Genomic DNA, 26,517 nt, shown 5'->3' with positions numbered 1-26,517 from the left:
CGGCGACCCTCTCGGTGCGTCCACCCGCTCGGTGCCGGCTCTCGCCATCTCCGCCGCCAACCGTATGTGCGCATCCTCACGTGCTCTTCGTTCTGCCCGGCCGGATGCCGCTGCTAGGCTGAGAAGCTGTCAGGCATCCTTTAACGATCCGTCCAGTGAGGCGGAGAAGGAGGTCGTTGTATGCGCGTGCCCGAAGGGCCCCGCTCTGCCGGAGATCCGGCAGATTCAACACCCGAAACATCGTCATCCGTCGATTCGGCAGCCCGCGAGCTGCTCTCCGCAGCCGATGTCGGCCGGACGATCGCTCGCATCGCGCATCAGATCATCGAGAAGACGGCCCTCGACGGCGCGGACGGTGACACTCCCCGCGTTGTTCTCATCGGCATCCCCACCCGGGGCACCACACTCGCGGCACGTCTGGCCGGCAAGGTCGAAGAATTCTCCGGAGTGCGTCCTCCCGTCGGCTCCCTCGACATCACCCTGTACCGCGACGACCTGCGGACCAAGCCGCATCGCCCGCTCGAGCGCACCTCGGTGCCCGACGGCGGCATCGACAACGCGCTGGTGGTCCTCGTCGACGACGTGCTGTTCTCGGGCCGCACCGTGCGGTCGGCCCTCGACGCGCTGCGCGACCTCGGCCGCCCCCGGGCCGTTCAGCTGGCGGTCCTCATCGACCGCGGCCACCGCGAACTCCCGTTGCGTGCGGATTACGTCGGCAAGAACGTTCCGACAGCCCGCACCGAGGACGTGAAGGTTCTGCTGTCCGAACACGATGGCCGCGACGCGGTCATGATCTCCGGGGGAAAGATCTCGTGAAGCACCTCCTGTCGATTGCGGATCTCGACCGGGAATCTGCCGTCGAACTCCTGGACGAGGCGGAACGTTTCGAACAGGCTCTCCTGGGCCGGGAGGTGCGCAAGCTCCCCACATTGCGTGGACGGACGGTGATGACCGTCTTCTTCGAGAACTCCACTCGCACCCGGGTGTCGTTCGAGGTGGCGGGTAAATGGATGAGCGCGGACGTGATCAACGTCAGCGCCTCGAGTTCGTCGGTGTCGAAGGGTGAGTCGCTGCGCGACACCGCGATGACACTGCGCGCCGCCGGCGCCGACGCCCTCATCGTCCGGCACCCGGCGTCGGGTGCCGCCCACCAGATCGCCTCCTGGACCTCCCATCAAGGTGAGGGCGGGCCGTCGGTGATCAATGCCGGTGACGGCACGCACGAACATCCCACGCAGGCATTGCTCGACGCGCTCACTCTCCGGCAACGCCTCGGGTATATCGAAGGAAGACGAATCGCCATCGTCGGCGACATCCTGCACAGCCGGGTCGCCCGATAGAATGCTTTGCTGCTGTCGATGCTCGGTGCCTAGGTGGTGCTCGTGGCTCCGCCCACTCTGCTTCCGATCGGTGTGTCGACCTGGCCGGTGTCGGTGGCACACTCGTTCGACGCCGAACTGCCCGGTCTCGACGCGGTCCTCATGCTGCGCGTACAGGCGGAGCGGATGAACGGCGGCTTCTTCCCGTCCCAGCGGGAGTACTCGATCACCTACGGCCTGTCCGAGAAGCGGCTCGCGCTGCTCCCGGACCACGCGGTGGTACTGCATCCCGGTCCGATGCTGCGCGGAATGGAAATCGCGTCGGCGGTCGCCGATTCATCCAGAACGGCCGTGCTGCAGCAGGTGACCAACGGGGTGCATATGCGGATGGCCGTGCTGTTCCGACTGCTCGTCGGAGCGGAGGATGCCGTCCGATGAGCGACAACGCAGGAACGGGAGTGACAGTGCTCATCAAGAACGCATCGCTGTACGGCGAGGGTGAACCCACCGATGTCCTGATCGCCGACGGCATGATCGTCGCGATCGGCCCGGATGCCGGCAAGAACAACGATGCTGCCGCCGAGGTGATCGACGCCACCGGGCAGATTCTGCTGCCCGGGTTCGTCGACCTGCACACGCATCTGCGTGAACCCGGCCGCGAGGACACGGAGACGATCGACTCCGGTTCCGCCGCGGCCGCGCTCGGTGGCTACACCGCTGTGTTCGCGATGGCCAACACCAGTCCCGTCGCCGACTCGGTGGTGGTCACCGATCACGTGTGGCGGCGCGGTCAGGAAGTCGGCCTCGTCGACGTGCACCCGGTCGGCGCGGTCACCGTGGGACTCGAGGGCAAGCAGCTTGCCGAGATGGCGACGATGGCCGCCGGCGTCGGCCGGGTCCGGATGTTCTCGGACGACGGCCACTGCGTCCATGACCCGCTGATCATGCGCCGCGCACTCGAGTACTCGAGCTCTCTCGGCGTCCTCATTGCGCAGCACGCGGAGGAACCCCGGCTCACGGTCGGGGCGGTTGCCCACGAGGGACCCACGGCTGCCCGTCTCGGTCTCGCCGGCTGGCCCCGCGCAGCGGAGGAATCGATCGTCGCGCGTGACGCTCTGCTCGCCCGGGACGCCGGCGCGCGCGTCCACATCTGCCACGCATCCACGGCCGGCACCGTCGAGTTGGTGAGGTGGGCCCGCGGCCAGGGAATCTCGATCACCGCCGAGGTGACCCCGCATCATCTTCTGCTCGACGATTCCCGGCTCGCGACATACGACGGAATCAACCGGGTCAACCCGCCGCTGCGCGAGAGCAGCGATGTCGCCGCCCTGCGGGCCGGACTCGCGGAAGGCGTCCTGGATTGTGTCGCGACCGACCACGCCCCGCACGCGGAGCAGGACAAGTGCTGCGAGTTCGCGGCCGCCCGCCCGGGCATGCTCGGTCTCGAGACTGCGCTGTCGGTCGTCGCGCTGACCATGGTCCGGCCGGGTCTTCTCGACTGGAGAGGAGTGGCGCGGGTGATGAGCGAGCGTCCCGCCGAGATCGTCGGACTCGACGATCAGGGCCGTCCGATCGAGGTCGGCGAGCCCGCCAATCTGGTGTTGATCGACCCCGACGCCGAATGGACGGTCTCCGGACCGGCGCTCGCCAGCGTGGCGTCGAACACTCCGTACGAGTCGATGACGCTGCCCGCGCGGGTGACCACCACGATCCTGCGTGGCCGTGTCACCGCGCGCGACGGGCATGCCCGGGTCCCGGCGCGGAACGGCAGGCGATAGCGGTGGACATGGAACGACTCCTCTGGGTCGTCGGCCTCGTGGTCTTCTGGGCACTGGCGCTGTTCCTGATGTATGTGGGCTGGCGGGGCCGGGCGCGTCGCCAGAACGACCGGATCGGGCAGCTGCCCGCCGTGCCGGCGCAACTCGGGCAGCAGACGATTTCGCCGAGTACCGGCCTCTACGTGGGCAGCACTCTCGCACCCAGCTGGCAGGACCGCATCGCCGTCGGCGACCTCGGGTTCCGTGCTGCCGGCGAGCTGTCCCGCTACGAGACGGGGATCCTCCTCGAGCGCGACGGGGCCTCGGCGATCTGGATTCCGCAGGATTCGATCCGGGCGATCCGCACCGAGCGCGGCCTCGCGGGCAAGGTCATGAGCAAGGACGGCGTCCTGGTGATCCGGTGGGAACTGCCGACGGGCACCGAGATCGACACCGGGTTCCGTGGCGACGACAAGTCGGTGTACCCGGACTGGGTGTCGGGTGTGAAGTCGGTTGCCGGCACGGATGTTGCCGAGACGGACAATGAAGATTCAGCGAATGCGGCGAGCTCTGGTGAGACCCTGCAGAACGGAGAGAACGCATGAGCGGCTATGAGAGTGACTCGGCAGTCCTGGTACTCGAGGACGGCCGCGTGTTTCGCGGCGCCACGTTCGGTGCGGTCGGCCAGACCCTCGGTGAGGCCGTCTTCAGCACCGGGATGACCGGTTACCAGGAGACCCTGACCGATCCGAGCTACCACCGCCAGATCGTTGTCGCCACGGCGCCGCAGATCGGCAACACCGGTTGGAACGACGAGGACGACGAGTCCGTCGGCCCCGGTGGCAGCCAGGCCGAGGCGAAGATCTGGGTGGCCGGATACGTCGTCCGTGACCCCTCGCGGCGCACCTCCAGCTGGCGGGCTACCGGGTCGCTGCAGGACGAACTGGTGCGTCAGAACGTCGTCGGTATCGCGGGCATCGATACCCGCGCCCTGGTCCGGCACCTGCGTACCCGCGGTTCGATGCGTGCCGGCATCTTCTCCGGCGGCGCGCTGGCGAACACCGAGGTTCTGCTCGATCGGGTGAAGAGCCAGCCGTCGATGCTGGGCGCCGACCTGGCCGGTGAGGTGAGCACCACCACCGGATACGTCGTCGAGCCGACCGGGGGAGAGGCGCGCTTCACCGTGGCGGCCATCGACCTCGGGATCAAGACGAACACCCCGCGCATGTTCGCCCAGCGCGGCATCCGGGTGCACGTCCTGCCGTCCGACGCCACCCTCGAGCAGATTCTCGACGTGAAGGCCGACGGGGTGTTCCTCTCCAACGGTCCCGGCGACCCGGCCACCGCCGACGGCGTCGTGCACCTCACCAAGGAGGTCATCGGTCAGGGTCTGCCGCTGTTCGGCATCTGCTTCGGCAACCAGATCCTGGGCCGGGCACTCGGCCTCGGCACGTACAAGATGAAGTTCGGGCACCGGGGTATCAACATCCCGGTGGTCGAGCACGAAACGGGTCGCATCGCGATCACCGCCCAGAATCACGGCTTCGCCCTCGAGGGTGAGGCCGGCCAGGAGTTCGACACCCCGTTCGGACGCGCAGTGGTGAGCCACACCTGCGCCAACGACGGTGCCGTCGAGGGTGTCCGGCTGCTCGACGACTCGGCCTTCTCCGTCCAGTACCACCCGGAGGCCGCTGCCGGTCCGCACGACGCCGCGTACCTCTTCGACCGCTTCACGAGTCTGCTCTCCGCACGGAAAGAAACCGGAGTCACGAACTGATGCCACGCCGTACAGATTTGAAGCACATCCTGGTGATCGGCTCCGGTCCGATCGTCATCGGCCAGGCCTGTGAGTTCGACTACTCGGGTACGCAGGCCTGCCGGGTCCTGCAGGAGGAGGGCCTGCGGGTCAGCCTGGTCAACTCCAATCCGGCCACGATCATGACCGACCCCGAGTTCGCGGACTCCACCTACGTCGAACCCATCACGGCCGAGTTCGTCGAGAAGGTCATCGCCCTCGAGGCAGCGAACGGGCACCCGATCGACGCCGTCCTCGCGACGCTCGGCGGCCAGACCGCCCTCAACACCGCGGTCGCTCTGCACGAGCAGGGCATCCTCGAGAAGTACGACGTGGAACTGATCGGCGCCGACTTCGATGCCATCCAGCGCGGCGAGGACCGGCAGAAGTTCAAGGACATCGTCGCCAAGGTCGGCGGCGAGTCCGCGAAGTCGCGGGTGTGCTACACGATGGACGAGGTGCGCGACACCGTGACCGAACTCGGCTTCCCGGTGGTCGTGCGGCCGTCGTTCACCATGGGTGGCCTCGGGTCGGGCATGGCGTACGACGACGACGACCTCACCCGGATCGCCGGCGGCGGCCTCGCGGCATCCCCGACGGCCAACGTCCTGATCGAGGAGTCGATCCTCGGATGGAAGGAATACGAACTCGAACTGATGCGCGACGGCCGCGACAACGTCGTGATCGTCTGCTCGATCGAGAACGTCGATCCCGTGGGCGTGCACACCGGTGACTCGGTCACCGTCGCGCCGGCGATGACGCTCACCGACCGCGAGTACCAGAAGATGCGCGATCTTTCGATCGACATCCTGCGTGAGGTCGGTGTCGATACCGGCGGCTGCAACATCCAATTCGCGATGGATCCGGCGGACGGCCGCCTGGTCGTCATCGAAATGAACCCACGCGTGTCGCGCTCGTCGGCACTGGCCTCGAAGGCGACGGGCTATCCGATCGCGAAGATGGCCGCCAAGCTCGCCATCGGCTACACCCTCGACGAGATCGTCAACGACATCACCAGGGAAACACCTGCCTGCTTCGAGCCGACCCTCGACTACGTCGTGGTGAAGGCGCCGCGGTTCGCGTTCGAGAAGTTCCCGGGTGCGGACGGCACACTCACCACCACCATGAAGTCGGTCGGTGAGGCCATGTCGATCGGCCGCAACTTCACCGAGGCGTTCGGCAAGGTCATGCGCTCGCTCGAGACCAAGCGGGCCGGGTACTGGACGGGCCCCGAGGTGGAAGCGGACAGTCTCGACACGTTGCTCGAGGAACTCGCCGTCCCTCACGACGGCCGCATGTACGGAATCCAGAAGGCTTTCGAGCTCGGCGCCACCATCGAGCAGCTGTTCGACGCCACCAAGATCGACCCCTGGTTCCTCGACCAGATGCAGCAGATCTCCGAGCTCGGCGACGAGCTGCGGAGGGCACCCGAGGTGAACGCCCGGGTTCTGCGCCATGCGAAGCACCACGGTCTGTCGGATCGGCAGATCGCCGCGCTTCGACCCGACATCGGTGACGAGGACGCGGTCCGGGCGCTGCGCGAGGAGTGGAACGTCCATCCCGTCTACAAGACGGTGGATACTTGCGCGGCCGAGTTCGAGGCCAAGACCCCCTACCACTACTCCACCTACGAGCTGGACCCCGACGCGGAGACCGAGGTGGCCCCGCAGACGGAACGCCCGAAGGTCCTGATCCTCGGCTCCGGGCCCAACCGGATCGGCCAGGGCATCGAATTCGACTACTCATGCGTGCACGCGGCGATGACGTTGTCCGAGGCCGGCTACGAGACGGTCATGGTCAACTGCAACCCGGAAACGGTGTCCACCGACTACGACACCGCCGATCGCCTGTACTTCGAGCCGCTGACGTTCGAGGACGTCCTCGAGGTGTATCGCGCCGAGTCGATCTCGGGCACCGTCACGGGGGTGATCGTGCAGTTGGGAGGTCAGACCCCGCTCGGGCTCGCGAAGCGTTTGAAGGCGGCCGGGGTTCCCATCGTGGGCACCAGCCCGGAAGCCATCGACCTCGCGGAGGATCGTGGCGAGTTCGGCCGGGTTCTCACCGAGGCCGGCCTGCCTGCACCCAAGTTCGGCACCGCCACCACGTTCGACGGTGCCCGCGACATCGCCGCGGGTATCGGCTACCCCGTGCTCGTGCGCCCGTCGTACGTGCTCGGCGGTCGCGGCATGGAGATCGTCTACGACGAGAAGTCGTTGCAGGACTACATCTCTCGCGCCACCGAGATCTCCGACGACCGCCCGGTGCTCGTGGACCGATTCCTGGAAGATGCCATCGAGATCGACGTCGACGCGCTGTGCGACGGCACCGAGGTATACCTCGGCGGCGTCATGGAACACATCGAGGAAGCGGGCATCCATTCCGGCGACTCGGCGTGTGCGCTGCCGCCGATCACCCTCGGGCGTGCCGACCTCGAGAACGTCCGGCGGTCCACCGAGGCGCTCGCCAAGGGCATCGGCGTGAAGGGGCTGCTCAACGTGCAGTACGCCCTCAAGGACGACGTCCTGTACGTCCTCGAGGCGAACCCGCGCGCGAGCCGCACGGTGCCCTTCGTGTCCAAGGCGACGGCCGTGCAGTTGGCGAAGGCCTGCGCGCGGGTCATGCTCGGCCAGAGCATCGCCGAACTGCGTGAGATCGGGCTGTTGCCGGCGAGCGGTGACGGGGGAGAGGTGCCTGCGGATGCACCTGTCGCGGTCAAGGAGGCCGTCCTGCCGTTCAACCGGTTCCGGCGCGCCGACGGCACCGGCGTGGACACCCTGCTCAGCCCCGAGATGAAGTCGACGGGCGAGGTCATGGGCATCGACGTGGACTTCGGTACCGCCTTCGCGAAGAGCCAGACCGCCGCGTACGGATCGCTTCCGACGTCGGGTTCGGTGTTCGTCTCGGTGGCGAACAAGGACAAGCGTTCGCTGATCTTCCCGGTCAAGCGGCTCGCCGACCTCGGTTTCCGGATCCTCGCCACGGAGGGCACGGCCGCGGTCCTGCGGCGCAACGGCATCACCTGCGAAAACGTCCACAAGCACTCCGGGGAGACGCTGGAAGAGGGGGCCCGCACCATCGTGGAGCAGATCCGCGACGGCGAGGTCGACATGGTGATCAACACGCCGTTCGGCAATTCGGGTCCTCGCGTCGACGGCTACGAGATTCGCAGCGCCGCGGTGTCGGTGAACATTCCGTGCGTGACGACGGTGCAGGGTGCGTCGGCTGCGGTGCAGGGCATCGAGGCCGCGATCCGCGGGGACATCGGTGTGCAGTCCCTTCAGACACTGCATGCACGCCTGCGGGCGCCGTCGCAGGATTCGGTCGCAACCGGAACCGTCGCCCCGTGACGGATCGGCGCGAAGAGTCCTGGGGGCAGCGGCTGAGGTCGGCGGTGCGGGAACGAGGACGGTTGTGTGTCGGCATCGACCCGCACCCCGCGCTACTCGAGGCGTGGGGCCTGCCGGTCTCCGCAGAGGGGCTCGAGACCTTCGCGGAGATCTGCGTGGAGTCCTTCGTCGGTGAGGTGGCCGTGGTCAAGCCTCAGATCGCCTTCTTCGAGGCGTACGGCTCCGCCGGGTATGCGGTGCTGGAACGGACCATCTGTGTCCTCAGAGAGGCAGGCACGCTCGTCGTCGCCGACGCGAAACGCGGCGACATCGGCTCGACAATGGCGGCGTACGCGCAGTCGTGGCTCGGTGTGGACTCCCCGCTGTCCTCGGATGCCGTGACGGTGTCGCCGTACCTCGGGTTCGGGGCGCTCGATCCGGCGCTGACGTTGGCGGCGGAGCACGGTCGCGGGGTCTTCGTGCTCGCGCGCACGTCCAATCCCGAGGGCGGCGAGCTGCAGGTGGCACGCACAGCCGCAGGGGCGTCCGTCGCCCAGTCCGTGGTGAACAGCGCGGTGGCCCGGAACGAGGACGAACCGGACATGGTGGGCATCGTCGTGGGCGCGACACGCGGACACGGCCTGGATTTGTCGGAATTTTCCGGACCGATTCTCGCGCCCGGGCTCGGCGCGCAGGGCGCCACGGCCGCGGACCTCGCAGAGATTTTTCCCGATTCACGAGAGTTGTTGTTGCCGAACACATCTCGGGGTGTTCTTCGGGCCGGACCGTCGGCGGGGGCACTGCGTGACGCCGCCGTGGCGGTGCGTGACGAGATCGAGTCGGCGCTCTCATAACCCACCCGAATCCGGCTCTGACCTTGGGGGGTGGGTTCGCAATCGGCGCCGGGCGTGAGTACGGTCGCTATCGCTGCTGGTTATCCAGCGGTTCGGACCAAATGCACACGACGAGACGGAGGAACCGTGGCCCTTCCCCAGTTGACTGATGAGCAGCGCGCCGCTGCTTTGGAGAAGGCAGCTGCTGCCCGCAAGGCCAGGGCTGAGCTCAAGGAGCGCCTGAAGCGTGGCGGCACCGACCTCAAGCAGGTTCTCAAGGACGCCGAGGACGACGAGATCCTGGGCAAGATGAAGGTGTCCGCACTGCTCGAGGCCCTGCCCAAGGTGGGCAAGGTCAAGGCGCAGGAGATCATGACCGAGCTCGAGATCGCTCCGACCCGTCGCCTGCGCGGCCTCGGCGATCGGCAGCGCAAGGCACTGCTCACCAAGTTCGATTTCGAGGCCTGAGCACGACAGTGACAGCTGACGCTCGAGTGTCGGACAGCAAGACCGGAGTGCGGAGGGGTCGGCTGGTGGTACTGGCCGGCCCCTCGGCTGTCGGCAAGTCCAGCGTGGTGCGCGTGCTGCGGGAACGGATGCCCGAACTCGTCTTCAGCGTGTCCGCGACTACCCGGGATCCGCGTCCGGGCGAGGTGGACGGCAGGGATTACCGGTTCACCTCCCGTGAGCAGTTCCAGCGCATGATCGAGTCCGGAGAGCTCCTCGAGTGGGCGGAGATCCACGGGGGTCTGCAGCTGTCGGGAACCCCCGCAGCGCCCGTCCGCGATGCGCTCGAACGGGGCAAACCGGTGTTGATCGAGGTCGATCTGGCCGGTGCGCGGGCCATCCGCGACGTGATGCCGGAAGCTGTTCTCGCGTTCATGGCCCCACCGAGCTGGGACGTGCTGGTCGAGCGACTGACCGGCAGGGGAACCGAATCCGCCGACGTGGTGGCGCGGCGACTCGAGACCGCCCGGGTCGAACTTGCCGCCCAGGACGAGTTCGACGAGGTCATCGTCAACAAGGATGTCAGCCGTTCGTGCGACGAATTGGTATCCTTGTTGGTCGGACGACCGGAACAGTCCGAGTCGACCCACTAGTTCTCACATCAAACCAGCCAGAACTATTTCAGGAGATACCGAGTGAGCAGCACCCCCGCAGTCGCGTCCGCATCGCCCAGCCACGCACTGCCTGCCTACGACACCCCGCTCGGAATCACCAATCCGCCGATCGACGAGCTGCTCTCGCGGACGTCGTCGAAGTATGCACTGGTGATCTTCGCGGCCAAGCGCGCCCGCCAGATCAACGACTACTACAACCAGCTCGGTGACGGCATCCTCGAGTACGTCGGCCCCCTCGTGGAGCCGGGCCTGCAGGAAAAGCCGCTGTCGATCGCACTGCGCGAAATCCACGCCGATCTGCTCGAGCACACCGAAGGCGAGTGAGCGGAGCGTCTGCCGTGCCCGATCACACAGCGGGCCGTCTCGACGGCCACGGCACGGATTCACCCGCAGCGTCTCCCACGGCGACCGGGCGCAAACGCATAGTCGTCGGTGTCGGTGGCGGAATTGCCGCATACAAGAGCTGCGCGATCGTTCGCGCGTTCACCGAGGCCGGCCACCATGTCCGGGTAATCCCCACCGAGTCGGCACTGGAGTTCGTCGGACGGGCCACCTTCGAGGCGCTGTCGGGCAATCCTGTGCATACAGGCGTGTTCGCCGACGTCCCGCAGGTTCCCCACGTGCGACTCGGGCAGGAAGCCGACCTGGTGGTCGTCGCGCCCGCCACCGCGGATCTGATGGCTCGCGCCGTCGCCGGCCGGGCCGACGACCTTCTCACCGCCACCCTTCTCACCGCACGGTGTCCGGTGGTCTTCGCGCCGGCCATGCACACCGAGATGTGGGAGCACCCCGCGACGGTCGCCAACGTCGCCACCCTGCGTGTGCGCGGCGTGACGGTCATCGAACCGGCGTCGGGCCGGCTGACCGGTAAGGACACCGGCGCGGGACGACTACCGGAACCCGACGAGATCGTGGGACTGACGTCATTGCTGCTCGAGCGTCCCGATGCGCTGCCTCGCGACCTCGAGGGTCGTCGGATCCTCGTGTCGGCCGGCGGTACCCGCGAACCACTGGATCCGGTGCGTTTCCTCGGCAACCGGAGTTCGGGCAAGCAGGGATACGCCATCGCCCGGCTGGCCGTTCAGCGGGGCGCCGATGTCACCCTGGTGTCCGGATACACCGCGGATCTGGGTGAGCCGGCGGCGGTCGACGTGGTTCACGTGCGCACCGCCGAAGACATGAATGTGGCGGTGTCCAAGCACGCTCCCGACTTCGACGTCGTCATCATGGCGGCGGCGGTCGCCGATTTCCGGCCGAGTACGACGGTCGCGAGCAAGATCAAGAAGGGCGCCGGTGAACCCGACTCCATCGCCCTGACCAAGAATGCGGACATCCTTGCGGGACTGGTGCAGTCGCGGCGTGACGGCGACATCCCTGCGGAGTCGGTGATCGTCGGATTCGCGGCGGAGACCGGTGACGCGGATGGAGACGTGCTGTCGTATGCGCGTGCCAAGCTCGCGCGCAAGGGATGCGACCTGCTGGTCGTCAATGCGGTCGGTGAAGGCAAAGCATTCGAGGTCGATCACAACGACGGCTGGTTACTGGGAGCCGACGGGTCGGAAGCGGCGCTCGAGCACGGATCGAAGGCGTTGATGGCGAGTCGTGTGCTCGACGCCGTGAATCATCTCCTGCAGAACCGGGTGTAGAAGCCGGCCGAAGTTCCGGTGAGTCGAAGGGTGTCACTGCGGGGATGGTGGCGTTAAGGTCGTTCGCGGTATTACGCAGTTAAGCTGTTTTCAGTGCTGTACAGGGACAACGCGTCGAGAGGGAATTCTGTGAGCCAGTCCGGTAGTCGGCTATTCACCAGCGAGTCTGTGACCGAGGGTCACCCGGACAAGATCTGTGATGCGATCAGCGACTCCATTCTCGACGCGATCCTCACCGATGACCCCCGTGCCCGGGTGGCCGTGGAGACCCTGGTCACCACGGGTCAGGTCCACGTCGCCGGTGAGGTGACGACCACCGCGTACGCCGATATCCCCAAGATCGTGCGCGATACCGTCCTCGGGATCGGCTACGACTCCTCGGCCAAGGGTTTCGACGGGAACTCCTGCGGTGTCAACGTGGCGATCGGTGCACAGTCGCCCGAGATCGCACAGGGCGTCGACCACTCGCACGAGGCCCGCACGGGTGGACTCACCGACGACGAGATCGAGCGTCAGGGTGCCGGCGACCAGGGACTGATGTTCGGCTTCGCCACCACCGACACGCCCGAACTGATGCCGCTGCCCATCGCGCTGGCGCATCGGCTGTCGCGCCGGCTCACCGAGGTCCGCAAGACCGGTGTGCTGCCGTACCTGCGACCGGACGGCAAGACCCAGGTCACCATCGAGTACGACGGCGACAAGCCCGTCCGTCTCGACACCGTCGTCATCTCCACCCAGCACGCCGCCGACATCGATCTCGACAACCTCCTCACCCCCGATCTGCGGGAGAAGGTCCTGGGCTCGGTGCTCGCCGATCTCGCCATGCCGCAACTCGACACCTCGGACATCCGGTTGCTGGTCAACCCCACCGGTAAATTCGTGCTCGGCGGGCCCATGGGCGATGCCGGGCTGACCGGCCGCAAGATCATCGTCGACACCTACGGCGGCATGGCCCGTCACGGTGGCGGCGCGTTCTCGGGCAAGGATCCGTCGAAGGTGGACCGCTCCGCCGCGTACGCGATGCGCTGGGTGGCCAAGAATGCGGTGGCCGCCGGTCTCGCCGAACGCATCGAGGTCCAGGTGGCCTACGCCATCGGCAAGGCTGCGCCCGTGGGTCTGTTCGTCGAGACGTTCGGTACGGAGAAGACCGATCCCGTCCGGATCCAGCAGGCCATCATCGAGACCTTCGATCTGCGTCCCGGCGCGATCATCCGGGACCTCGATCTGCTGCGTCCGATCTACGCGCAGACCGCTGCATACGGTCACTTCGGGCGTACCGACATCGCGTTGCCCTGGGAGAGCACCGACCGGGCGGAGAAGCTGCGCGCAGCCGCAGGGCTCTGATCGTCGGGAACGGATCGGCTTCGCGCACCTCCCGGAATCGTCGGTGAGCGGGGACAAGGTAGCGGCAGAGACGGATCCGGTCGCACGGGTTCTGCCGATGCTGCCGCTCGCCCACCTGGATCGTGAGTTCGACTACCTGGTGCCGCGCGAACTCGCCGAGCAGGCCCGGCCCGGGGTACGCGTGCGTATCCGTTTCGCAGGCCGCCTGGTGGACGGCTTTGTCGTCGCCAGGACGGCCTCCAGTGAGCATCAGGGTCGGTTCGGCTGGCTCGAGAGAGTGATCTCCGCGGAACCGGTGCTGACCCCCGAGATCGCCGGCCTGGTCGACCTGGTTGCCGGCAGGTATGCGGGAACTCGGGCAGATGTACTGCGACTGGCCATTCCGCCGCGGCATGCCCGGGCCGAAGCCGAAGCCGAAGCCGGGCGGGAGCGCGCTCCGACTCCGGATGTCGAGATCACCCGTGACGCCTGGGCTCGCTACGTCCACGGCGAGGCTTTTCTGACCGCATTGGAGACGGGCCGTCACCCGCGTGCGGTCTGGCAGGCGCTGCCCGGCGAAGACTGGCCCGCCCGGCTGGCGGAACTGGCATCGATCGGCGCCGGTACCGAGGCGAGCACGGTCGTCGTCGTGCCCGATCAACGGGATCTCGACCGGGTGGTCGCCGCGTGCGAGGCGCTCATGGGTGCGGATCTCGTGGTCGGCCTTGCCGCGGGTCTCGGTCCCGCCGCCCGATACCGGCGTTGGCTGTCGGCTCTGCGCGGTACGGCGAGAGTCGTCGTCGGAACCCGCAGCACGGTGTTCGCGCCGACACCCCGGATCGGGTTGATCGTGCTCTGGGACGACGGTGACGACAACCATTCCGAGCCGCGGGCGCCTTACCCGCATGCCCGGGAGGTGGCGTTGCTGCGCGCCTACTCGTCGGGATGCGCCCTGGTTCTCGCCGGACATGCCCGCACTGCGGAGGCGCAGGCCCTCGTCGATTCCGGGTGGGCCCACGACCTGGTGGCCTCGCGCGACGTCGTGCGGGCTGCGGCCCCGAAGATCACGGCCCTCGCGGACAGCGACCATGCGCTGGCCCGGGATCCGGGTGCGCGAGCGGCCCGGTTGCCGGCAGTGGCCTTTGCCGCCGCCCGCAAAGCCCTGGCTGCGGGCAGTGGGGTTCTCGTGCAGGTACCGCGCCGCGGCTACGTTCCCAGTCTCGCGTGTGCAAAATGTCGCGCGCCCGCCCGATGCCGGCGGTGCAACGGCCCGCTCGCACTACCGTCGGCGGCCGGACCGGACGGTGCGGCGACACCCACGTGCCGCTGGTGCGGTGTGGCCGATACCGCACATCGCTGCCATGCGTGCGGGGCACGCGCGCTGCGCGCCGTCGTCGTGGGGGCGGGACGAACGGCAGAGGAGTTGGGGCGCGCGTTTCCGGGTGTCGCGGTCCGCATGTCGGGTGGCACCGATGTACTCGACGCAGTGGAGCAGGGGCCGGTTCTCGTAGTGGCGACGGTGGGGGCCGAACCGATCATGACGGGCGGGTACGGCGCCGCGCTGCTTCTCGACGGGTGGGCGCTACTCGGACGACCCGATCTTCGGGCAGCCGAGGAGACGATGCGTCGGTGGATGACGGCGTCGGCCCTCGTCCGGCCGTTCGGTGACGGCGGCGAGGTCGTCGTGGTTGCGGATTCGGGTATCCCGACGGTTCAGGCGCTGGTGCGCTGGGATCCCGTCTGGCATGCCCGGGCACAATATGAGGAGCGTGCCGAGGTGGGTTTCCCGCCGGCCGTACACCTGGCCGCGATCGACGGTACCGCGACCTCGATCGCGGATCTGCTCGCGGTGGCCGACCTTCCCGATAACGCGGAATTACTGGGGCCCGTGGAGTTGCCTCCGGGGGAGCGGCTGCCCTTCTCGGGCGACGCACCGGAACCGCTGGACGTCGAGCGGATGCTGGTTCGGGTGCCTCGCGCGCAGGGAACCCGTCTGGGCAAGGCGCTGAGAGAGGCGCAGGCGCTGCGGAGCGCGCGCAGGGACTCGCAGCCGGCACGGGTGCAGATCGATCCGATCCACATCGGGTAGCCCGGAGATTGAAGTAGGTGGCCTCTTGTCATCGATGGACTGGCGATATATCGTTGATGCATCATCGATGCAACAGGTATCGAGATCAGGCCTGAGGAGGCTGACATGGAAGACGTCAATTTCGAACGCAGAGGTCCTCGCGGCGACCGATTCGGCCGCGGACGCACCGGACGCCCGGAAGGCCCGCCCGGTCGCGGCCATCGGCGCGGACGCTTCGGCCCGGAGGGCGACCCGTCCTTCGGTGCCGGAATGCACTTCGGCCGTGGGCGGGGACGCGGTGGAAGGGGAAGGCGAGGTGACGTCCGTGCGGCAATCCTGTTGCTACTCGCCGAATCGCCCATGCACGGATACGAACTGATCCAGCAGATAGTCGAACGTAGCGACGGGGTCTGGAAGCCGAGTCCCGGTTCCATCTATCCCGCGTTGTCGCAACTCGAGGACGAAGGGCTGGTGATCATCGAGAAGCTGGCGGGCAGAAAGACGGCACAACTGACCGAGGAGGGCAAGGCGTACGTCGAAGCTCATGCCGCAGAACTGGGATCGCCGTGGGACGACGTCCGCGAGGCCGTGGGACGACCCGCGGAGGATCTGCGGAGCCTGATCGGTCCGCTCATGGGAGCCGCCGGGCAGGTGGCAGCCGTCGGCAACGACGAGCAGATCCGACGCGCCGGCGAGATCCTCACCGAGGCTCGCAGGTCTCTCTACCGGCTACTCGCCGAGGACGACCGGAGCACGGGCGAGTCGGACTCCTAGCACGGGCGAATGTACCTTTCGACGCCATCAGCGCGCTGAACGATACATTCGCCCGCCGCGGCGGCCTGTTCCGCGAGTTTCGCGACAACCTGCGCCCACAGGAAGACCTGCACAATCCGTGTCGCACCCGGCGGCGTGCGCGCACCGCTCCGCCCGATCCCTAGACTGGTCGGCACAGTCGTCGAACCAGGGAGCATTCTTTCGTGAGTATCGTGTGGGCCCGGAGCGCCGGCCACCGTCGCCCGTGCGGGTTGATGACGTGCGCCTAGTCTTTGCAGGAACGCCCCAGCCTGCGGTTCCGTCCCTCGAACGGTTGATTCGTTCGCCGCGTCACGAGGTGGTCGCCGTGATCACCCGGCCCGACACGTTGGCCGGACGTGGTCGCAAGATGGTGCGGTCGCCCGTCGCTGAGGTCGCGGACACGCTTGGTATCGAGGTGCTGACACCCGAGCGACCGTCGGATCCCGAGTTCGTCGCACGTCTCGCCGACATCGCGCCCGACTGCGCGCCGGTGGTGGCCTACGGGGCGTTGCTTCCGCAGAAGGTGCTGGACATCCCGGTTCACGGCTGGGTGAACCTGCATTTCTCGTTGCTGCCCGCCTGGCGTGGCGCTGCGCCCGTTCAGGCTGCGATCAACGCCGGTGACGACATGACCGGGGCCAGCGCGTTCCGGCTCGAGGCGGGTCTCGACACCGGGCCCGTGTACGGCGTGGTCACAGAACGTATCCGGCCCACCGACACCTCCGGAGACCTGCTCAACCGGTTGGCGGACAGCGGGGCGGTACTCCTGGAATCGGTACTCGACGGTCTCGAGGACGGCACAATCTCCGCCGTTCCACAGGCTTCCGAGGGAGTGTCCCACGCCCCGAAGGTGACGGTGGAATCGGCTCGGATCCGTTGGGACCGAACGGCTTCCGTCGTCGACCGGCACGTGCGTTCGGTCACACCGTCGCCCGGGGCCTGGACGATGATCGGCGACGTCCGCGTGAAGGTCGGACCCGTCACCCCGACCGACGAACCGCTCGAGCCGGGCGAGATCTCGGTGACCCGGCGTGGCTTCCTCGTCGGGACGGCCACGACCGCGGTCGCGCTCGATCGTATCCAGCCCCAAGGCAAGAAACAGATGTCCGCTGTCGACTGGGCACGGGGAGCACGACTCGACGCGGAGGTACGAGCACAGTGAGTGAATCCAGAAGACCGGCACGCCGGGGCGGGTCGGGTTCGGGGGCGCGGAACAACCGACCTCGGCAGGCTCGTCGGCCCGATGCCGCGCAGGCCGGGCTCGACCAGCCGCGGCTCGCGGCCAGGGATGTACTGCGGGCCGTCCGCGAGAGGGACGCCTACGCGAATCTTGTGCTGCCGGGACTGCTGCGCGAGCGGCGCCTCGACGGCCGGGATGCCGCCCTCGCCACGGAGCTGGCCTACGGTGCGGCGCGTGCGAAGGGACTGCTCGATGCCGTGATCGCCGACTGCGCGGGCCGGCCCATCGAGGAGATCGACGGACCGCTGCTCGACGTCCTCGAGCTGGGCGCATACCAGCTCCTGCGGACACGAGTGGCGCCGCATGCCGCGGTCGCCACGTCGGTGGACCTCGTGCGTGCCGAAGCAGGTCAGGGCAAGGCGGGCTTCGTCAATGCCGTGCTGCGCAGGGTATCGGAGCGATCCGAGTCCGAATGGGTGGAACGGCTGGCGCCGGCCGATCCGGTGGGGCGTCTCGCGTTCGCCCACGCCCATCCGAAGTGGATCGCCCAGGTGTTCGCGGATGCACTCGGGGAGCGGGCCGGTGAGCTCGAGGACGTTCTGATTGCCGACGACACCCGGCCCGCGGTGCATCTGGTAGCGCGACCGGGGGAGATCTCGGCGGAGGAGCTGGCTCTCGCGACCGGCGGCGAGGTGGGCCGGTATTCGCCGTATGCGGTGTATCTCGACGGCGGAGACCCGGGCCTGTTCGACGCGGTGCGCGAGGGACTCGCGGGGGTGCAGGACGAGGGAAGTCAGCTCGTCGCCCGTGCCTTGTCGCTCGCACCCCTCGAGGGTCCGGACAAGGGGCGCTGGCTCGACCTCTGCGCCGGACCGGGCGGCAAGGCCGCCCTGCTGGGCGCGTTGGCGGGTATCGAGGGCGGCCGCCTCGACGCGGTCGAGCCGGTGGCGCACCGGGCGGATCTGATCCGCAAGACGACGCGTGAGCTTCCCGTCGACGTCCATGTGGCGGACGGCCGGGATCCCGGGCTCGAGGGTGGCTACGACCGCATCCTGGTCGACGCTCCCTGCACCGGTCTGGGTGCGCTTCGACGACGCCCGGAAGCACGGTGGCGCCGGCAGCCGTCCGATGTGGCCGGGTTGGTCCGGCTGCAACGGGAGCTGCTCGCCTCGGCTGTGCGGCTGGTGCGTCCCGGCGGGGTGATCCTGTATTCCACCTGCTCGCCGCACCTGTCGGAGACGGTAGGGGTGGTCGCCGACGCCGTCCGGCGCCATCGGCTCATCGAGCTCGACACGCGTGAACTCGTCCCCGGCGTCCCGAATCCGGGTGACGGTCCGAGCGTGCAGCTGTGGCCGCACCGGCACGGCACGGACGCGATGTTCTTCGCCGCACTGCGGAAGCCGTGAATTCGGTCGATCCGCGAAAAGTAGAACCTGTTCCATCGAGGGGTAAAACGTGTTCTAATTCACCTTGCGGGAGACGGAAGTCACATGTCGAGGGGAGTCGGGATGAACAGGGTTGCGGGCAAGGTCGTACTCATCACGGGGGCGGCACGAGGTCAGGGGCGCAGTCACGCAGTACATCTGGCGGACGAGGGGGCCGACATCATCGCCTTCGATCTCTGCGAGGACATCGCCTCGAACGGATACCCGCTGGCAACGCCGGCCGATCTCGAGGAGACCGGTGCATTGGTCGAGAAGTCGGGTAGGCGGGTCGTCACCGCGAAGGTCGACGTGCGTGACCGTGCGGCGTTGAAGCGGGAACTCGCCGCTGCCGTCGCGAAACTCGGCCGACTCGATGTAGTGGTCGCCAACGCCGGTATCGCACCCCTCGGCAACGACGTGCCCGTCGAGGGGTTCGTCGATGCGTTCGACGTCGATTTCGTGGGTGTGATCAACACGATTCACGTGGCGATCCCGCATCTCGACAGTGGTGCTTCCATCATTGCGACCGGTTCGGTTGCAGGCCTGGTTCCGCAGACCGGTTTCAACGGTCAGCAGGCGCTGCAGGGGCCCGGTGGGGACGGCTACGGCCTGGCGAAGAAGATGCTGATGACCTACACCACCTCGCTCGCGCTGACTCTGGGGCCGAAATCCATTCGAGTGAATGCGCTCCATCCCACCAACTGCAACACCGACATGCTGCAGAGCCCGCCGATGTACGGCATCTTCCGGCCGGATCTGGAGAACCCGACAGCAGAGGACGCGGCGGTCACCTTTCCGTTCATGCAGGCGATGCCCACTCCGTGGGTGGAACCCGAGGACGTGTCGCATGCGGTGGTGTACCTCGCGTCGGACGAGTCCCGGTTCGTCACCGGGCAGCAACTGCGCATCGACGCCGGAGCAGGTCTCAAGCTCGGGCTCTGACGCTCGTCCCCGGGGTCGTTCCCGGTCCGTGGTACCGCCGAGCGACCCCGGAATCGGTGTGAGACTAAACTTCGGCAGGTGGGAACCCCGATGATTGCACCGTCCATCCTCGCTGCCGATTTTGCACGCCTCGCCCAGGAGGCGGAGGCCGTCGCCGGCGCCGACTGGCTACACGTCGATGTGATGGATGCGCACTTCGTACCGAATCTGACCCTCGGCCTTCCGGTGGTCGAGAGCCTGCTCGCCGCGACGGACATTCCCCTCGACTGCCACCTCATGATCGACGATCCCGGACGGTGGGCACCGCCCTACGCGGAGGCCGGCGCGCACAACGTCACGTTCCACGCGGAGGCGGCCGACGATCCGCGCCGGGTGGCCCGCGACATTCGCGCCGCGGGCGCAAAGGCCGGACTCAGCGTCAAGCCCGGCACTCCGATCGAGCCCTACCTGGAAATCCTGAAGGATTTCGACACCCTCCTCGTGATGAGCGTGGAACCCGGTTTCGGTGGGCAGTCCTTCATGCCCGAGGTGCTCGCGAAGGCGAAAGCCGTCCGACGCCTCGTCGACTCGGGGGAGCTGACCCTGATCGTGGAGATCGACGGCGGCATCAACGCCGACACCGTGGAGGCCGCGGCGGAAGCCGGAGTCGACTGCTTCGTCGCAGGGTCGGCCGTCTACGGCGCCGCCGATCCGGCCGAGGCGGTGCGCGCCCTTCGTGCCAGTGCGGCAAAGGCGTCGCCGCACCTGAGCATCATCCGGTGACGGCGGCACATTCGCGGTGAACCGCCACGCGCGTCACGAGAATTCACCGGCCGATCTCGATGCGGCGATGCAGATTGCCATCGGCGCTGCAGAGTCCGCACGGGGCTATACGAGCCCGAACCCACCGGTCGGCGCAGTGGTCCTCGATTCCGCCGGGCGGATCGCGGGCGTCGGGATGACGCAGCCGCCGGGCGGTCCCCATGCCGAGGTCGTGGCACTGCGGGAAGCGGGTGACGCTGCACGTGGCGGCACCGTCGTCGTCACGCTGGAACCATGCAACCACCACGGCCGAACCGGCCCGTGCTCGCAGGCTCTGCTCGAGGCCGGCATCGCCGCGGTCCATTACGCGGTGGGAGATCCGAATCCGGAGGCGGCCGGAGGCGCGGAGACACTGCTCTCCGCCGGTGTCGAGGTGAAGGGTGGACTGCGCGCGCAGGACGTCGAACGGGGCCCGCTGCGGGCGTGGCTTCACCGTCAGCGCACCGGACGACCCCATGTGACCTTGAAATACGCGGCCACCCTCGACGGGCGCAGCGCGGCAGCCGACGGCACGAGCCAGTGGATCACCGGACCCCAGGCCCGGGCCCGGGTGCACGAAGACCGGGCCAAGCTCGACGCGATCGTGGTCGGCACGGGCACTGTGCTCACCGACGACCCCCGGCTGACGGCCCGCATGCCGGACGGCTCCCCGGCTGCGCACCAGCCTGTGCGAGTGGTTGTAGGGCTCACCGACATTCCGGCCACCGCGCGGGTGCTGGACGACTCGGCGCCGACCCTCCTGCTCCGCACCCGGGACGTCGACGAGGTGCTCTCCGCGCTGGGCGAATTCACCGATGTGCTCCTCGAGGGCGGGCCGAGGCTGGCAGGTGCGTTTCTGGCGGCGCGTCGGGTGGACCGGATCCAGGCGTATCTGGCCCCGCTGGTTCTCGGTGCCGGCACACCCGCGGTGTCCGACGCCGGCGTCGGAACCCTCAGCGGTGCGCTGCGGTTTCGGCACGAGTCCGTCGAGATGATCGGCCCCGACCTGTTGTCGAGTCTGGTTCCTGATGTGTCCGAAAGTGCTGACGCACGTGTCGTCACCCGAGTCGAGGAGTAACCGCTGTGTTCACCGGGATCGTTGAAGAATTGGGTGAGGTCGTCGCCAAGGAAGAACTGCCCGACGCCGCACGGTTCACCGTGCGTGGCCCGGTGGTGACCTCCGATGCGTCACATGGCGATTCGATCGCCGTGAACGGAGTGTGCCTCACCGTGGTCGACGTGCTCGCGGACGGCTCGTTCACCGCCGACGTGATGCAGGAGACGTTGAACAGGTCGAGCCTGCAGAAACTCGACGTCGGCAGCCGCGTCAACCTCGAGCGGGCGGCGGCACTGAACAGCAGGCTCGGTGGACACCTCGTCCAGGGGCATGTGGACGGCACCGGTCATGTCATCGGCCGCAGCCAGTCCGAGAACTGGGAGGTGGTGCGGATCTCCCTGCCCGACGCCATTTCCCGGTACGTCGTGGAGAAGGGATCGATCACGGTCGACGGGGTGTCGCTGACGGTGTCGGCTCTCGGCGGTGATCCGGGCGACGAGTACTTCGAGATTTCGCTGATTCCGACCACCCTCGAGCTGACGACGCTCGGGACGGCCGCTGTGGGAACTGCCGTCAACCTCGAGGTGGACGTGATCGCCAAGTATGTGGAGCGCTTACGAGCCGCTGAAAGGTGAGTCGTACTGTTGAAGGGCATCCCACGGGTGCATCGGATGTATTCGTAGATGCGTGAGTCAAGACTTTGGAGACCGAGCACGTGACCAGGTTCGACACTATCGAGCGCGCCGTTGCCGACATCGCCGCAGGTAAAGCGGTTGTCGTCGTCGATGACGAAGACCGGGAGAACGAGGGCGACCTCATTTTCGCGGCTGAGAAAGCTACCCCCGAACTGGTTGCCTTCATGGTCCGGTACACGTCCGGGTACCTGTGCGTCCCGCTCGACGGCGACGACTGCGATCGGCTGGGCCTGCCCCCGATGTACGCGACGAACCAGGACAAGCACGGTACCGCCTACACGGTCACCGTCGATGCTCGCCACGGAATCGGCACCGGCATCTCGGCATCCGACCGCGCGGCGACCATGCGGCTCCTCGCCGACCCCACGAGCAATGCCCACGACTTCACCCGGCCCGGCCATGTGGTTCCTCTGCGGGCCAAGGAGGGCGGCGTGCTTCGTCGTCCCGGTCACACCGAGGCGGCTGTCGACCTCGCCCGGATGGCGGACCTGCGTCCGGCCGGGGTGATCTGCGAGATCGTCAGCCAGAAGGACGAGGGGGCGATGGCGCAGACCGACGAGCTGCGGGTATTCGCCGACGACCACGACCTGGCACTCATCTCGATCGCCGACCTCATCGCGTGGCGGCGCAAGCACGAGAAGCATGTGGAACGGGTGGCCGCGGCGCGGATCCCGACCCGGCACGGTGAGTTCACCGCAGTGGGCTACCGCAGCATCTACGACGATGTCGAACACGTCGCGCTCGTGCGCGGGGATCTTCCCGGACCGGACGGTGACGGCAGCGACGTCCTCGTCCGCGTCCATTCCGAATGCCTCACCGGTGACGTCTTCGGCTCGCTGCGATGTGATTGTGGTCCTCAGCTCGACGCGGCGCTCGACATGGTCGCACAGGAAGGCCGCGGCGTGGTCCTCTACATGCGCGGGCACGAGGGCCGCGGTATCGGCCTGATGCACAAGCTGCAGGCGTACCAGTTGCAGGACGCGGGTTCGGACACCGTCGACGCCAACCTCGAGCTGGGATTGCCCGCCGATGCCCGCGACTACGGCATCGGCGCACAGATCCTGGTGGATCTCGGTATCTCCTCGATGCGTCTGCTCACCAACAACCCGGCCAAGCGGGTGGGACTCGACGGCTACGGACTGCAGATCACCGAACGGGTGTCGATGCCGTTGCGCGCCAATGCCGAGAACCTCACGTACCTGCGCACCAAGCGCGACCGGATGGGCCACGACCTGATCGGGCTCGACGACTTCGAGGCGGGAGAGATGCTGTGAGCGGTGAGGGACTACCCGGGCTGCAACTGGGTGACGCGGAGAATCTGAGGCTCGCGATCGTCGCCGGGAGCTGGCACGCCACGATCTCCGATGCACTCGTCGATGGTGCGCAGCGGGTGGCCGCGGAGGCGAACGTGAAGAACGTCACGCTCGTTCGCGTCGCCGGAGCGATCGAGCTTCCCGTGGTGGCGCAGCAGCTGGCACGAACACATGACGCAGTCGTGGCGCTCGGCGTCGTGATCCGCGGCGGTACCCCGCACTTCGAGTACGTGTGCGACGCGGTGACCGCCGGGCTCACGCGGGTCTCTCTCGACGAGAGCACCCCCGTGGGCAACGGTGTGCTGACGACCGACACCGAACAGCAGGCTATCGATCGCAGCGGGCTTCCGGGCTCCGTCGAGGACAAGGGCGGGCAGGCCTGCGCCGCCGCACTCGACACCGCGGTCACGCTGGCCCGGCTGCGCCGGGGCCGCGTCGAGAAATCCTTCGCGTGAATCGGGGCGAGCGGTGACCTCCGACGACACCGGCACCGAGTGGGAACTGGTCGCGACCCCGCGCAAGTCGAAGCGGTGGGCGATTGCGGCGGCGGTCTTCCTCGTCGTGGTTCATGTGACGTTCGCGATACTCCTGCGTGGAGAATCGACGGGTGTGTACTTCAGGCTTGCCGACCAACTCGCCTTCGCCGGGATCGGCTGCCTGCTCGCCGCTGCGGTACTTCTTCTCACCCGTCCGCGACTGCGGGTGAGCCGCCGTGGAGTGGCGGTACGCAATGTGCTCGGCGAGCGGATCGTGGACTGGGATCTGTGCCTGGGCCTGTCCTTTCCGGATGGCGCGGCGTGGGCGCGCCTCGAGCTTCCCGACGACGAACACATCTCGGTGATGGCGATCCAGTCCAATGATCGGGAGTACGCCGTCGACGCGGTTCGCCGCTTTCGGGAGGCGGAAGCGGAGTTCGCCCCGTCCTGACGGTGACACCTGGTGGGGTCGCTGCTGCGGGGACGGTCGGTGGCGCCGACTAACGTGGAGGAGTGCCCGATCCTTCGACATATCGCCCCGCGCCCGGAACCATTCCGGTGGCGCCGGGGGTCTACAAGTTCCGCGACCCACACGGCAGGGTCATCTATGTCGGTAAGGCGAAGAGTCTCCGATCACGCCTGAGTTCTTACTTCGCGGACGTCTCCACCCTGCATCCGCGTACCCGGCAGATGGTGACGTCCGCGGGCAGCGTCGAGTGGACGGTCGTGAGCACCGAGGTGGAGGCACTCCAACTCGAGTACAACTGGATCAAGGAATTCGATCCCCGATTCAACGTCCGTTACCGGGACGACAAGACCTACCCGGTGCTGGCCGTCACCTTGAACGAGGAGTTCCCGCGGCTGTTCGTGTACCGCGGTCCGCGGCGCAAGGGTGTGCGCTACTTCGGGCCCTACTCGCACGCGTGGGCGATCCGCGAGACGCTCGACCTGCTGCTCCGGGTATTTCCGGCCCGGACCTGCTCCGCCGGGGTGTTCAAGCGTCACACTCAGATCGGCCGGCCCTGCCTGCTCGGATACATCGACAAGTGCTCGGCCCCGTGCGTCGGACGGGTGTCGCCGGCCGAGCACCGCCAGATCGTGGTGGACTTCTGCGACTTCCTGTCTGGCAAGACCGACAGGCTCGTCCGCGAGATCGAGGCGCGCATGCACAAGGCGTCCGAGGAACTCGACTTCGAGCATGCCGCTCGACTGCGGGACGACGTCGCCGCTCTGCGCCGGGCACTGGAGAAGCAGGCTGTGGTGCTCGGGGACGGTACCGATGCCGATCTCGTGGCGTTCGCGACAGACGAACTCGAGGCTGCGGTGCAGGTGTTCCATGTCCGCGGCGGCCGAGTCCGGGGCCAGCGTGGCTGGGTGGTGGAGAAGGCAGGCGACGTGATCGACTGGGCGACGGTCGATTCCGAGGCCGGATCCGACCTGCCGCTGCTGGTGGAACAGTTCCTCACCCAGTTCTACGGTGAGCAGGCGACCCTGTCCGGTGCCGCCGACGCCGAGGCAGGCACCAACGCAGTCCCACGCGAAGTGCTGGTACCCGTCCTGCCGCCCGACGTGGAGCAGGTGCAGGAGTGGCTCAGCGGACTGCGCGGATCGGCGGTCCGGATACGGGTGCCGCAGCGCGGAGACAAGAAGGCGCTTGCCGAGACCGTGCAACGCAACGCGCTGGAAGCGCTCGCTCAGCACAAGTTGCGGCGCGCGGGTGACTTCACCTCGCGGTCGGCGGCGCTGCAGGGAATCCAGGAGGCACTGGACCTCGATTCCGCTCCCCTTCGCATCGAATGCGTGGATATCAGCCACGTGCAGGGCACCGATGTGGTGGCGTCCCTCGTGGTCTTCGAGGACGGTCTGCCCCGCAAGTCCGACTACCGGCACTACGCGATCAAGGAGGCGGCGGGTGACGGGCGTTCCGACGACGTGGCGAGTATCGCGGAGGTCACCAGACGCCGTTTCCTCCGGCACAACCGGGACGTCGGTGTGCTGCGGGCCGAGGCGGGCGCCGTCGCGGCTCAGGGCGGGGACGGCGGAGACCTCGCACCCGAGGCGGCCATCGACCCGAGCACCGGCCGGCCGAGACGATTCGCCTATCCGCCGAATCTGTTCGTCGTGGACGGCGGCGCCCCTCAGGTCGCCGCGGCTTCCGCGGTCCTCGACGAACTGGGTATCACCGACATAGCGGTGATCGGGCTGGCCAAGCGACTCGAAGAGGTATGGGTGCCGGGTGAGGAGGATCCGGTGATTCTCCCGCGCACGAGTGAATCGCTGTACCTGCTGCAGCGGGTCCGGGACGAGGCGCACCGGTTCGCGATCACGTTCCACCGAAGCAAGAGGTCCCGGCGCATGACGGCGTCGGCACTCGACTCGGTCCGCGGCCTCGGCGAGGCGCGGCGCACCGCGCTCGTGACGCACTTCGGGTCCGTTGCACGTCTCGAGCAGGCGTCCGTCGAGGAGATCACCGCTGTGCCGGGGATCGGTACCGCAACCGCCAGGGCGGTGCTCGCGGCGCTCGGCGCCGTAGAACCGTCTGCGGACGTCGCGGTAGTGGGGGATGATGTACCCGATCGCCACGGGACCGCGCCGAACGGGCCGGCCACCGCAGCAGGACGCAGCGATTCGCAACGGACAGGGCAGAGTGTCGAGTGAACGATCAGC

At 67.7% G+C, this 26,517-nt stretch carries 23 protein-coding genes and 1 pseudogene; all 24 read left to right on the top strand.

Annotated features, from left to right (window positions below; genetic code table 11):
- Positions 1-180 precede the first annotated feature (180 nt).
- Positions 181-816 (top strand): bifunctional pyr operon transcriptional regulator/uracil phosphoribosyltransferase PyrR, encoded by a 636-nt coding sequence (pyrR, locus tag WAW17_RS32100; protein ID WP_422336863.1) that lies wholly within the window; start codon positions 181-183, stop codon positions 814-816.
- Positions 813-1,757 (top strand): annotated as a pseudogene (locus WAW17_RS32095) (aspartate carbamoyltransferase catalytic subunit). The gene pyrR and the pseudogene WAW17_RS32095 overlap by 4 nt, the downstream one beginning before the upstream one ends.
- Positions 1,754-3,097: a dihydroorotase gene (locus WAW17_RS32090; protein ID WP_422336862.1), complete on the top strand. Its 1,344-nt coding sequence runs from the start codon at positions 1,754-1,756 to the stop codon at positions 3,095-3,097. Before WAW17_RS32095 ends, WAW17_RS32090 begins: the two are co-directional and overlap by 4 nt.
- Before the next feature lie 8 nt (positions 3,098-3,105).
- Positions 3,106-3,681, top strand: a complete 576-nt coding sequence (locus WAW17_RS32085) for a transporter (protein ID WP_422336861.1) — start codon at positions 3,106-3,108, stop codon at positions 3,679-3,681.
- The gene (gene carA, locus WAW17_RS32080; RefSeq protein ID WP_422336860.1) at positions 3,678-4,853 is read left to right on the top strand and encodes a glutamine-hydrolyzing carbamoyl-phosphate synthase small subunit; all 1,176 of its coding nucleotides are present in this window, start codon (positions 3,678-3,680) and stop codon (positions 4,851-4,853) included. Before WAW17_RS32085 ends, carA begins: the two co-directional genes overlap by 4 nt.
- Positions 4,853-8,218, top strand: coding sequence for a carbamoyl-phosphate synthase large subunit (carB, locus tag WAW17_RS32075; RefSeq protein ID WP_422336859.1), 3,366 nt, complete (start codon positions 4,853-4,855; stop codon positions 8,216-8,218). The genes carA and carB overlap by 1 nt, the downstream gene beginning before the upstream one ends.
- Entirely contained in the window at positions 8,215-9,051 is an 837-nt protein-coding gene (gene pyrF / locus WAW17_RS32070) for an orotidine-5'-phosphate decarboxylase (protein WP_422336858.1), read from the top strand. Before carB ends, pyrF begins: the two co-directional genes overlap by 4 nt.
- Before the next feature lie 126 nt (positions 9,052-9,177).
- On the top strand, positions 9,178-9,498 hold the full coding sequence (mihF, locus tag WAW17_RS32065; RefSeq protein ID WP_422336857.1) for an integration host factor, actinobacterial type: 321 nt from the start codon (positions 9,178-9,180) through the stop codon (positions 9,496-9,498).
- Between the two features lie 65 nt (positions 9,499-9,563).
- The gene (gene gmk / locus WAW17_RS32060; protein WP_422336874.1) at positions 9,564-10,130 is read left to right on the top strand and encodes a guanylate kinase; all 567 of its coding nucleotides are present in this window, start codon (positions 9,564-9,566) and stop codon (positions 10,128-10,130) included.
- A 42-nt stretch (positions 10,131-10,172) separates the two neighbouring features.
- Positions 10,173-10,475: a DNA-directed RNA polymerase subunit omega gene (gene rpoZ / locus WAW17_RS32055; RefSeq protein ID WP_422336856.1), complete on the top strand. Its 303-nt coding sequence runs from the start codon at positions 10,173-10,175 to the stop codon at positions 10,473-10,475.
- Positions 10,476-10,489: 14 nt separating this feature from the next.
- Positions 10,490-11,797: a bifunctional phosphopantothenoylcysteine decarboxylase/phosphopantothenate--cysteine ligase CoaBC gene (gene coaBC / locus WAW17_RS32050; RefSeq protein ID WP_422336855.1), complete on the top strand. Its 1,308-nt coding sequence runs from the start codon at positions 10,490-10,492 to the stop codon at positions 11,795-11,797.
- Between the two features lie 129 nt (positions 11,798-11,926).
- Entirely contained in the window at positions 11,927-13,141 is a 1,215-nt protein-coding gene (gene metK, locus WAW17_RS32045; RefSeq protein WP_422336854.1) for a methionine adenosyltransferase, read from the top strand.
- A 43-nt stretch (positions 13,142-13,184) separates the two neighbouring features.
- A complete protein-coding gene (locus tag WAW17_RS32040) occupies positions 13,185-15,209 on the top strand; it encodes a primosomal protein N' (RefSeq protein ID WP_422336853.1) in 2,025 nt (674 codons plus the stop codon).
- Positions 15,210-15,314: 105 nt separating this feature from the next.
- Positions 15,315-15,962 (top strand): PadR family transcriptional regulator, encoded by a 648-nt coding sequence (locus WAW17_RS32035; RefSeq protein WP_422336852.1) that lies wholly within the window; start codon positions 15,315-15,317, stop codon positions 15,960-15,962.
- A 259-nt stretch (positions 15,963-16,221) separates the two neighbouring features.
- The gene (gene fmt, locus WAW17_RS32030; RefSeq protein WP_422336851.1) at positions 16,222-17,145 is read left to right on the top strand and encodes a methionyl-tRNA formyltransferase; all 924 of its coding nucleotides are present in this window, start codon (positions 16,222-16,224) and stop codon (positions 17,143-17,145) included.
- Positions 17,142-18,569: an RsmB/NOP family class I SAM-dependent RNA methyltransferase gene (locus WAW17_RS32025; protein ID WP_422336850.1), complete on the top strand. Its 1,428-nt coding sequence runs from the start codon at positions 17,142-17,144 to the stop codon at positions 18,567-18,569. Before fmt ends, WAW17_RS32025 begins: the two co-directional genes overlap by 4 nt.
- Before the next feature lie 102 nt (positions 18,570-18,671).
- Positions 18,672-19,529, top strand: coding sequence for a mycofactocin-coupled SDR family oxidoreductase (locus WAW17_RS32020; protein ID WP_422336849.1), 858 nt, complete (start codon positions 18,672-18,674; stop codon positions 19,527-19,529).
- A gap of 90 nt (positions 19,530-19,619) precedes the next feature.
- Positions 19,620-20,291 carry a ribulose-phosphate 3-epimerase gene (rpe, locus tag WAW17_RS32015; RefSeq protein ID WP_422336848.1) on the top strand — a complete coding sequence of 224 codons (672 nt, stop codon included), beginning with the start codon at positions 19,620-19,622 and terminating at the stop codon, positions 20,289-20,291.
- 67 nt (positions 20,292-20,358) lie between these two features.
- Positions 20,359-21,387, top strand: coding sequence for a bifunctional diaminohydroxyphosphoribosylaminopyrimidine deaminase/5-amino-6-(5-phosphoribosylamino)uracil reductase RibD (ribD, locus tag WAW17_RS32010; RefSeq protein WP_422336873.1), 1,029 nt, complete (start codon positions 20,359-20,361; stop codon positions 21,385-21,387).
- 5 nt (positions 21,388-21,392) lie between these two features.
- The gene (locus tag WAW17_RS32005) at positions 21,393-22,001 is read left to right on the top strand and encodes a riboflavin synthase (protein WP_422336847.1); all 609 of its coding nucleotides are present in this window, start codon (positions 21,393-21,395) and stop codon (positions 21,999-22,001) included.
- A gap of 80 nt (positions 22,002-22,081) precedes the next feature.
- The gene (locus WAW17_RS32000) at positions 22,082-23,335 is read left to right on the top strand and encodes a bifunctional 3,4-dihydroxy-2-butanone-4-phosphate synthase/GTP cyclohydrolase II (protein ID WP_422336846.1); all 1,254 of its coding nucleotides are present in this window, start codon (positions 22,082-22,084) and stop codon (positions 23,333-23,335) included.
- Positions 23,332-23,829 (top strand): 6,7-dimethyl-8-ribityllumazine synthase, encoded by a 498-nt coding sequence (gene ribH / locus WAW17_RS31995; RefSeq protein WP_422336845.1) that lies wholly within the window; start codon positions 23,332-23,334, stop codon positions 23,827-23,829. The genes WAW17_RS32000 and ribH overlap by 4 nt, the downstream gene beginning before the upstream one ends.
- A 13-nt stretch (positions 23,830-23,842) precedes the next feature.
- Entirely contained in the window at positions 23,843-24,301 is a 459-nt protein-coding gene (locus tag WAW17_RS31990; protein WP_422336844.1) for a PH domain-containing protein, read from the top strand.
- Between the two features lie 62 nt (positions 24,302-24,363).
- Entirely contained in the window at positions 24,364-26,508 is a 2,145-nt protein-coding gene (uvrC, locus tag WAW17_RS31985; protein ID WP_422336843.1) for an excinuclease ABC subunit UvrC, read from the top strand.
- Positions 26,509-26,517 lie beyond the last annotated feature (9 nt).

The sequence above is a fragment of the Rhodococcus sp. (in: high G+C Gram-positive bacteria) genome, from assembly GCF_049286785.1.
Taxonomy (GTDB): domain Bacteria; phylum Actinomycetota; class Actinomycetes; order Mycobacteriales; family Mycobacteriaceae; genus Rhodococcus_F.
The sequence above is the reverse complement of the archived record's forward strand: the minus strand, read 5'-3'. Positions and strand labels throughout refer to the sequence as shown.

Bases quoted from the DNA above. Each gene is read 5' to 3' on its own strand.
- pyrR (WP_422336863.1), top strand. From the start codon at position 181: ATGCGCGTGCCCGAAGGGCCCCGCTCTGCCGGAGATCCGGCAGATTCA.
- WAW17_RS32090 (WP_422336862.1), top strand. From the start codon at position 1,754: ATGAGCGACAACGCAGGAACGGGAGTGACAGTGCTCATCAAGAACGCA.
- WAW17_RS32085 (WP_422336861.1), top strand. From the start codon at position 3,106: ATGGAACGACTCCTCTGGGTCGTCGGCCTCGTGGTCTTCTGGGCACTG.
- carA (WP_422336860.1), top strand. From the start codon at position 3,678: ATGAGCGGCTATGAGAGTGACTCGGCAGTCCTGGTACTCGAGGACGGC.
- carB (WP_422336859.1), top strand. From the start codon at position 4,853: ATGCCACGCCGTACAGATTTGAAGCACATCCTGGTGATCGGCTCCGGT.
- WAW17_RS32035 (WP_422336852.1), top strand. From the start codon at position 15,315: ATGGAAGACGTCAATTTCGAACGCAGAGGTCCTCGCGGCGACCGATTC.
- WAW17_RS32020 (WP_422336849.1), top strand. From the start codon at position 18,672: ATGAACAGGGTTGCGGGCAAGGTCGTACTCATCACGGGGGCGGCACGA.
- rpe (WP_422336848.1), top strand. From the start codon at position 19,620: ATGATTGCACCGTCCATCCTCGCTGCCGATTTTGCACGCCTCGCCCAG.
- ribD (WP_422336873.1), top strand. From the start codon at position 20,359: ATGCAGATTGCCATCGGCGCTGCAGAGTCCGCACGGGGCTATACGAGC.